Origin of the sequence: Balneola sp., assembly GCA_002694685.1 — a bacterium.
Taxonomy (GTDB): domain Bacteria; phylum Bacteroidota; class Rhodothermia; order Balneolales; family Balneolaceae; genus Gracilimonas.
In genome coordinates, this window is record NZMW01000008.1 from 19,321 (window position 1) to 27,362 (window position 8,042).

Consider the following 8,042-nt stretch of genomic DNA (forward strand, 5'->3'; position numbering starts at 1 on the left):
ACTTGATGTCTGAGTTATACCCACAAATACCATGCTCACAGGCAAGGTCGGCCACTTTACGTACCTGCTCATGCTGAGAAAGAATAGAGATGATCTGGGATTCGGTAAAACGTTATTTTTTTAATGTCTGACAACAACGAAATCCAACTGCATTACTCATTACCTGCAATTCTGCAAGTCCCTTAGAGCAACATTTTATAGCTTTAAAAGGATTATCAAATGATCCTCCACAAATAACAACTCTTTCATAATCTTCCGTTAGTGTCGATGTTAATTCCCAAACGTTTCCACTCATGTTTTTAACTCCGAAAGGAGATATATTTTCTTCAAAATCAAATACATCAGTTGTCTCTCCAGCCCTAAAATTCGTGTTTTTGTCAAACTCTTTTTTCCAGCTATCATAAGATAATAGTAATTTTTGAGCCCAGAAATCAGCACAATTAGCTAGTTCTATATCAACTTTATCACCCCAAGGAAATATGTTCCCATACATACCTCGACTAGCACATTCCCACTCTTCACTAGTTGGTAGTCTTTTTTCATTAAATTTTGCAAATGCATAGGCACTCCACCACGTAATACATATGGCAGGAAAATTTAAATATTTTGGGTTTTTATAATAATCTTTCTTTTTAAGTAGTTTGTAATTAGGGTTATGATCAATTTCTTTAGGTTGCGAGGGATGCTCAAACTCTGAAATATCTGTCCCCTCAATAGAAAGTAAAAATTCATTGTACTCTTTTACAGTGACAGGAAACTCGTCAAATCTAACTATGTTATTATTCTCAAATATCTTAATTGAATCATACTCTCCTAACAGATATTTACCCGGTATAACTGTTTTGTCAGTATTATAGGAGAAGGCATCAATTTTGAATAATTCTCTATTATTATGAATGGTATTTATGTGACTTCTTACATCTTCATTTAAAGAATGTTTTGTGTAGACAGAATCTGAATCCAAGCAATAGCCGTATGAAAATAAGAACTCATAAAAACTTTTGTGGACGAAATTGTAAGTATTACGGTCAACTTTTTTAAACAAATCTTTTAAAATAAACTCCTCGTATGTAAATTTTGACCTGAAAACACTCGAGCCCAATGTGCCAACTATATTTAAAAGCTCAAAAGCACTAATCCCATTTTGGTAAGATTCACAGAAATATTTAGCAATTTTCATCATCAGCTCATCATCATGCTCAAGGTGCTGTAAAATTATTTGGTAAATAACTTTAGTTAAGTCTAATTCCTTGGTTTGATCATCTATAAATTTTTCACTGTTAGTCGTTATCTTAATGCGTTGAAATAGATCAATGATCAAGGGAGTTGATTTTAAAATCCTATTTTTACTGTTTACATGAATACTTGATGAAATATCTGGTTCTATAGTGTCTAATTCTAAATCTAACAGTTTGATAATACTAAAATTGGGCAACTGCAAAGGATCTATCCCTTCAGCAGTTAACCCATAACTTACCTTGTCTGAAACAACTGCATTCTTATCTAACAATTCATTAATGTATTTAGATGATTGCAACAATGTTTGACGCGAAGTTATAATAATCTTTGATTTAGACGTAAATAATTTAGACAAATTCCCAAAAACTTCAATTATATCCTCTATCTCTCCATCTTGTTCCAGTATTTCATCCAATCCGTCAAATATTAGAATAATCTTTCCTTCTGAGCTTAAGAAATTAATGACATCGAATATTGAACTAGTATTTATACTGAAATAATCAACTAAGCTATCATTTATAAATTTATTTATATTTTTTGATCTACCCATATTCGATAGATCAAAATAAAAGGCGAATTTGCTTCTTATTATCTGTGAATTGATGTTTTCGAAAACCTTCCTACAAAAAAATGATTTGCCTCCACCTGCTTTAGAAACAACAAAAATATTTCTATGGTCAGTTTCTAAGAAATTATCTATATGAGTATCAACATCTTCAGTTCCATATATGGTATAATTTTGTTTTTCTTTATCATACTTTAATATGTCTCCCTTTAATTTTATGTCAATATATTTTGAATTAGAAAAATCTGTTTCCCTTAAGTTCTCCCAATACTTCTTTGAATTAAAAATACTTGATATAATAGTGTCTACGGTAAAAGCATTGTAATCTCTATTATTTAAAATCAAATAATTGTTTGTTAAAACTAGACTTGTAGTAATCGGATAATCAGTCTCGAAAATGTTCTTAACATTGGCCTCTAAATCTTTCAACAAATCAAAATCATCTGAGATAAATACCTCTCTGTACTCATACTTTATCCCAATGTTAAGTTTGAATAACAAATAAATCGATCCTTCCGAGTGATATAAAACCTCTGCTAATTCAAATTTTAGAATATTAAACAACCTCGTTATAAAGGATATTTTGTCTGATAATTCCTTGTCAATATTTGGCTTTTCTTTTGACAAGGTGTCATAGTCTTCTATTTGTTCTACAACCCTAACAAACGTTTTCAAGAATCCAATGACAGGTTCAACTTTAGTAGCAATATTCTCATCATCTATTTCATCTAAAAGTTTAAAACACGTGCGTAAAGGCTCTCCTAGTTCCTCATCAATTATGCACAACTTTGATTCAATTTCATCTTTCGAATAGCGAGCTTTAGAGTCTAGTTCGATATCATGAACTTTACACCAGTAGTCTATTATTTTAGATATAGACTTTTCTAGCCAATAAACGGCCAACTCAGAGTATCCTTTAACCAACTCTTGTAGCGGTCTTTCATAATTATTTTTTAAAACATTGTTGGCCAGTTTATTGGCCTTCAATCTTTGCCTAATTGAATCTACTATTTCCCGAGAACTCATTTTACTTTCTTATTTTGATCCTTTTAAAGCAATAAATCTGTCATTGAAATTTAAATTTTTCCGGTTATTGTATTTTTTTCTTAGGCTAGAAATACCTGTATGAATTTCTTTTTCTGAAAAATCAGATAGCAGTGACATATATCTATTTTCTATCATATTAAAATATTTTGCTTTTGGTATCGAAAGAGGAATAGATATTTCTTTTTCCTCTACATCAAACCCTTCGTTTCTTAATATCATAGATATATCTTTATAATCCGGTTGATTTTTTTCATATAATTCTATGGCTTTTTTAAATAATGGATATTCTATTTTTGGTGGAAGCAGTAATATTAAGCAAATACCTTTTTCATTGAGCTGAGTATAAATATTTCTAATAAGCTCTTCTTTTTTCTCAATATGATGAATCACCTCTTTGATCAACAATTTATCATATTTGATAGGTTTCTTTGAAAACTCCAGTGCGCTTACCGTTCGAAATTCAGCAAAGATATTTTTTTTAGCCTGCTCTATCATTTTTTTTGATATATCGGAACAAATGATTTTTTTTTTCAAATCAATTTCTTTCAATATAGATTTTGAATAAATGCCTGTCCCACACCCTAAATCAACAAACTTATCATCGACGCTTAAATCAATAATCTTAATTATTTCATTCGTGAGTTTATTTACATATCCCTCAGAGTAAAACCATAATTCGTCATAATTATTTGCTAGATTATCATAATGCTCATTTGTATTATTATTATTCATTTACATCAATTAATTTATATTGCTTTTCAATTTTTAAAACATATGTAGCTTTATTATTTTCATCTACATTTGACTTTGCAAATCTCACTTTATCTCCAATTCTTAAAGTCCTAAAACCCTCTGTAAGGATATCAGAGTAGTTACAGAAATATGTATTATTTCCATCCTCTATTTCATACATACTTCCTCTATTTTCACTAAATTTATTTACAACTTCTCCATATATATAATTCATACTAGAATAAGGCTCGTAAATTTTATTCTTGTTCCTTAGATGATTAATTGATGACAATAATTCGTTGACTGGAATTTCTGTCATTTTTTCTTGTATAAAATTGCCTTTTCTTTTGCTCTCTGGTGATAAAATTTTGCGAATATTATTTGCTAAAAACTCAATGTCTCTTGACCACTTCGCCCAATCTATAGATACTGCATTGCAATATGCTAATTTGCTCAGATTTTCTGGCAACTCTTTTTCACTTGGCATATCGGTGTTATCAACCAATATTGGTATTACAACACATTCTGAGCGTAGAGCCAATCCAACTTCCTTATTTACAAAGTCTTCAAGACTAAACAGTCTAACTTCGTTTTCATCATCAGTAATACTTAAATAACGCTTTCCGATAAGAACCAGAACTATTTTTGAATTGGTTATCTTTCGAGTTAGTTCATACGGAAATGTACTTCCTGGCTCAATAGACTCTGCATCATAAAAGATATTATTTCTTCCAAACTTTGAAATTAATGACTCATAAAGGCGTCCAGCAATATCCTTCGTGTCATCTCGTCGATAACTTATAAAGATCATTAGCAGTCAATACTTTAAGTTTAATAATTCTAATTAAAAGGTAGCTTTAACTAAATTGTAATTATATAGACCATTATTATAGTAAATAAAGTGCAAGAATAAATAATATTTAGGATTGACACTTTGCAACAATACAAATTTTAAAATTGGTCACCTCAATTTTCATATTCTTAATAATTTGGTATTAAGGCTTAAAAGTAATTACCAAACATCTTCTATTACTTCATTTAGTTTCTTTCTACACCCTCTTATGTCTCTTTTTATAATTACAATAAAAATATCCTCATCATATAAATCATACTCCGAACCTAATTACCTTACGACTGAATCATATCGACTATGTTTTGGTATTTTTTTAAAAAAATTCATTTTAAACTAACGATTACATAAAATAAAGTTTCTTTCAATGTTGAAGACTAAATTCAATGTTAAATTGACTCTAGATTTCAATAAAAAAAAGGGCCATATCTTGTATGAAACACTCTATCTTCATCGGCTCCTCATCAGAAGGCTTGCTAGTTGCTAAACAAGTGAAGGCCTATTTCTCAGAGCGTTTTGAACCCACGCTGTGGAATGAAGATGTCTTCAAGCTAAACGTTAGCTACCTCAAATCGCTGCTCGATGCCGCCAACCTGTTTGATTTCGCCATCCTGATCTTTACCCCCGACGATATCACTCATTCAAGAGATAAGCAGAAAAGCTCAGCTCGTGATAATCTAATTTTTGAGCAAGGGCTCTTTCTGGGGCGTCTGGGGACTAAACGGGCTTTTATTCTCTGTGAGGAAAGTGTTGATATTCTTTCGGACTACTCAGGCATCAGTATTTCCATGTTTCGGGAAGGTGACGAAGCATCAATAGCAAAAGCTTGCAAAGCCCTTGAACAGGCCATGAAAGAGGCTATCAATAAGACCGAAATTCAACTTCTGCCCTCAACTTCACTGGCAATCGGCTATTACGAAAACTTTCTAAAGAAGATTGACCAAGAGCTGATGATGTCCAACGAAGTGAAGATTGATGGAAAAACCATCCTATATGATGATTATGAGTTTAATATTTTTATTCCTGAGCGAATCACGGACCTGGAACGGGCGAACCTTCCACGCCTCACACGCAATTACAAAAAGGTAACCATACAAACACGATTCCGCCCCTTTCCTTTCTATGTAGAGGGGGCCATGGAGGATGGAGCCAAACTTGTCTTCTATGATATCCCTACCACCTTACTATCTTCCCGAAAAGCAATACGCAAACTTGTAACCTCTGAATTCTTTGGTAAAAATGAAGATCGCCTCAAACTGGAACAGCGTGAGATCATAAATTTTGAAATGACGTTACGGTATTTGATCAATGATGAGTATGGGGAGGACAACGATATCTTTAACGTGTTGAAGGATCTATGAGAAATTGTCTTATTCTATGTTAAGTTTTCCGGTTTCAGGTCATCGAGTAATTTCTGCGGATTATGTATAAATCGAAAAGCATTTGATTTTACTATGAGCTTTTTGATTTCATGAATATCTGGATTCGCTAGATTATCTTTCGAGTCCATAAAGATCCAGTCAAACTTTTCAGCAAGCTCAATCATATTCATTAAAAACTGTAAGCGATCTTCTCTTAAATCAGCCCTGAAGCACAAATATTCAATGTATCCTGTACGCTTATTTACAATAAGGTGTGCGTCGTTATCCACCTTATTAGTCTTAATTTTCCAGATGTGTATATGTTTGTCGTTACCCCAATCTGCTCTTGGCAACAATTTATCAATTTCTTCTACTATTTGGGTGGGGTCGGTTTCCGCGATTTTCCAATATTTACGGGTATATGATTCGGATAAGTCGGTTTTTGTACTTACGGAAATCTTATCTGGTATCCGGTCGTACTTTTCCAGTAGTACGCTTTTAGGAATTACATCTAAGAAAAATTGATATGCAGCCATTGCTTCCGGTAGTTGATTGAGGAACTTACTGATCTCGCTAAGCTCTCGGATTTTATCGTTACAATCAATGTCTCAAAGTTTAATACCTCACGAAACGATATATTTTAAAATTCTTGCAATAGTCAGTACCATCCTGAGGTCAGAATAGAATCTTTATAACTTTAAATTTGCAAGTATAACACAGGATTACTCTCTTTCATTTTCAATCTTGAAAATAACTACGGAAGAGCCTGAATATCCGGCCCATAGATTTTTAGTACTTGATTGTTTTAGTATTTCAATGTTTGATTTTTCATAAAAACAAATCTGCTCCCCTTTTTTAAGCTGCATATCACTCCCATCCTGATAGCCAATAAAATGGCGATCAGTCAGATTCGAGTCGTTTTCAAGCAGTGCCCGGAGTTGCTCAGGATAAATATGTTCATGAATAGTATATGGTATTTCTGCTTTTGACAGGTCCCAGATGCGTGCTGTGCCATCAAACGAAGCCGTTGCCACGCGGTCCCCAGAGGGCGACCATACGAGGTAGTTTATCCCGCTCCCGATGTGTCCCTTCAGGACTATAGGCTCGGACTTGCCAGCCGGGTCCCAGATGCGTGCTGTGCCATCGTTGGAAACAGTGGCCAAGTGGCCCCCGGAGGGAGACCAGGCTAAGTAGTACACCGGTTTTTTATTCACCTCCAATATAATAGGCTTGGCTTTCCCGTCCGAGTCCCAGATGCGCGCGGTGCCATCGCCCGAAGCCGTTGCCAGACGGTCCCCAGAGGGGGACCATGACAGGTGATCTACCCAGTCCTCATGGCCTTTCAGTACAATGGGCTCGTCCCTCCCATCCGAGTCCCAGATGCGCGCGGTACCATCGTTGGAAGCGGTAGCCAATCGGTCCCCAGAGGGAGACCAGGCCAGGTGTTGTACCCACTCCTCATGTCCCTTCAGGATCACTGGCTCGACCTGACCCTCCGGGTCCCAGATGCTCGCAGTGCCATCCCCGGAACCGGTAGCCAGGCGGTCCCCGGTGGGCGACCAGGCCAAATGGGTTACCCGCATAACATGCGCCTTCAGGACCAGGGGCTCGGACTCCCCCTCCGGGTTCCAGATGCGCGCGGTGCCATCCCAGGAAGCGCTAGCCAAGTGGTCCCCGGTGGGCGACCAAACTACACATTCAACAGAGATTTCATGGTTTTTCACTATCAAAGGTTCGTACTCAATCTCCACATTCCAAATCCGTATAAGACAATCTCTAGAAGCTGCTGCTAAACTATTTCCGTCAGAAGACCATGCCAAACAGGTGAAACCTGTACCTTCATTTATAAGTTGAAGATTCATCCCATCTAAAAGATTCCAGATGCGGACATTTCTATTAAATTTCATTGAACCATCATCCGAAATAGTTGCAAGGCGAGTACCATCGGGAGACCACGCTAAAAAGGTTAAACGATCTTTATATTTCTTCAAAATTAATGGCTTACTTTTACTATCTAAATCGTAAACTCGAATAGATCCATCCAAAGAAGCGGTGGCTAGCCGGTCCCCAGAAGGCGACCAGGCCAGGTGGGTTACTGAGCTCTTGTGTCCTTTCAGGATAATGGGCTCGGCCGTGCCGGTGGTAGCCCAAATGCGCGCGGTTCCATCCCAGGAAGCGGTGGCCAGGCGGTCCCCGGTGGGCGACCAGGCCAAATGGGTTACCCGCATAACATGCGCCTTCAGGACCA

At 35.9% G+C, this 8,042-nt stretch carries 6 protein-coding genes; 1 reads left to right on the top strand and 5 read right to left on the bottom strand.

What is annotated here, in order from left to right; all coding sequences use genetic code 11:
• Nucleotides 1-112: 112 nt before the first annotated feature.
• The 3 genes from CL667_09520 to CL667_09530 are packed head-to-tail and all read right to left on the bottom strand — an operon-like array spanning nt 113 to nt 4,394.
• A complete protein-coding gene (locus tag CL667_09520) occupies nt 113-2,830 on the bottom strand; it encodes a hypothetical protein (protein MAL17938.1) in 2,718 nt (905 codons plus the stop codon).
• 9 nt (nt 2,831-2,839) lie between these two features.
• A complete protein-coding gene (gene mraW / locus CL667_09525) occupies nt 2,840-3,583 on the bottom strand; it encodes a 16S rRNA (cytosine(1402)-N(4))-methyltransferase (GenBank protein MAL17939.1) in 744 nt (247 codons plus the stop codon).
• Nucleotides 3,576-4,394, bottom strand: coding sequence for a hypothetical protein (locus CL667_09530; GenBank protein ID MAL17940.1), 819 nt, complete (start codon nt 4,392-4,394; stop codon nt 3,576-3,578). The genes mraW and CL667_09530 overlap by 8 nt, the downstream gene beginning before the upstream one ends.
• Nucleotides 4,395-4,867: 473 nt before the next feature.
• Here CL667_09530 and CL667_09535 point away from each other — a divergent pair, with 473 nt between their 5' ends.
• Nucleotides 4,868-5,794: a hypothetical protein gene (locus tag CL667_09535; protein MAL17941.1), complete on the top strand. Its 927-nt coding sequence runs from the start codon at nt 4,868-4,870 to the stop codon at nt 5,792-5,794.
• A 14-nt stretch (nt 5,795-5,808) separates the two neighbouring features.
• On the opposite strand, the gene CL667_09540 is transcribed toward CL667_09535, so the two are convergent.
• Together CL667_09540 and CL667_09545 are read right to left on the bottom strand one after the other, a co-directional pair.
• Complete coding sequence (locus tag CL667_09540; protein MAL17942.1) at nt 5,809-6,330, bottom strand: hypothetical protein; 522 nt, start codon at nt 6,328-6,330, stop codon at nt 5,809-5,811.
• 186 nt (nt 6,331-6,516) lie between these two features.
• On the bottom strand, nt 6,517-8,022 hold the full coding sequence (locus tag CL667_09545) for a hypothetical protein (protein MAL17943.1): 1,506 nt from the start codon (nt 8,020-8,022) through the stop codon (nt 6,517-6,519).
• Between the last annotated feature and the right edge of the window lie 20 nt (nt 8,023-8,042).

Excerpts from the sequence above, each read along its gene's own strand:
- CL667_09545 (MAL17943.1), bottom strand. The coding sequence starts at position 8,022 with ATGCGGGTAACCCATTTGGCCTGGTCGCCCACCGGGGACCGCCTGGCC.
- CL667_09520 (MAL17938.1), bottom strand. The coding sequence starts at position 2,830 with ATGAGTTCTCGGGAAATAGTAGATTCAATTAGGCAAAGATTGAAGGCC.
- mraW (MAL17939.1), bottom strand. The coding sequence starts at position 3,583 with ATGAATAATAATAATACAAATGAGCATTATGATAATCTAGCAAATAAT.
- CL667_09535 (MAL17941.1), top strand. The coding sequence starts at position 4,868 with ATGAAACACTCTATCTTCATCGGCTCCTCATCAGAAGGCTTGCTAGTT.
- CL667_09530 (MAL17940.1), bottom strand. The coding sequence starts at position 4,394 with ATGATCTTTATAAGTTATCGACGAGATGACACGAAGGATATTGCTGGA.
- CL667_09540 (MAL17942.1), bottom strand. The coding sequence starts at position 6,330 with ATGGCTGCATATCAATTTTTCTTAGATGTAATTCCTAAAAGCGTACTA.